Source organism: Acinetobacter sp. AKBS16, assembly GCF_002899995.1.
GTDB classification, from domain to species: Bacteria; Pseudomonadota; Gammaproteobacteria; order Pseudomonadales; family Moraxellaceae; genus Acinetobacter; species Acinetobacter baumannii.
On record NZ_POYH01000095.1, the window covers coordinates 846 to 1,553 of the forward strand.

A 708-nucleotide genomic window follows, 5' to 3' on the forward strand; every position below is an offset into this window, starting at 1 on the left:
GCGGTACAAATGGCGGATATATCGGTGCAGCAGTTGGTGCCGCTGGTGGTTCTGCTCTAGGTCGTAAAGTTGCCCAAGATCGTAACTATGATGACCGTTATGACCGTCGTTATGATCGTGATGACCGTAGATATTATGATGGTGATCGCCGCTATTACAGAGGTGGTAACTACCGCCATGACAACGGTTTACACCGTGGTTGGTACAAACATCGTTAATTTATATATCAATCTAAAAAGGCACCCTAGTGGTGCTTTTTTATTTTAGGAAGAAAGCCATATCGAAAAAAAACGATATACATTAGCTTCTTTATATCGTATTATTTCGATATAACGTTTTCCGAGAATATCGCATGCGATCACTTCAAGATACTAAATTTTCAATTTTGGAGCTTGCCTCTATACGTGATGATAAAACTATTGAGTTTTCATTACGTCATGCACTAGAGCTTGCCCAACATGCAGAAAAGTTAGGTTATGACCGTTTTTGGCTTGCAGAACATCATAATATGGATGGAATTGCGAGTTCGGCAACAGCTGTTTTACTTGGTTTTATCGCGGCTCATACCCAGCGCATTCGCTTAGGTTCAGGCGGGATCATGCTGCCAAACCATGCTCCCTTAGTGGTTGCAGAACAATTCGGTACATTAGCTACTTTATATCCAGACCGTATTGAGTTAGGTTTAGGTCGCGCTCCAGGTACAGATCA

The 708-nt window shown here is 42.1% G+C and carries 1 protein-coding gene and 1 pseudogene; both read left to right on the top strand.

Going from position 1 to position 708, the window contains the following annotated elements:
* Positions 1-218: pseudogene (locus C1642_RS19840) on the top strand (hypothetical protein); the annotation flags it as partial.
* A 134-nt stretch (positions 219-352) separates the two neighbouring features.
* The coding region (locus C1642_RS17200) for an MsnO8 family LLM class oxidoreductase (RefSeq protein ID WP_146035348.1) at positions 353-708 on the top strand (356 nt) is incomplete at its 3' end.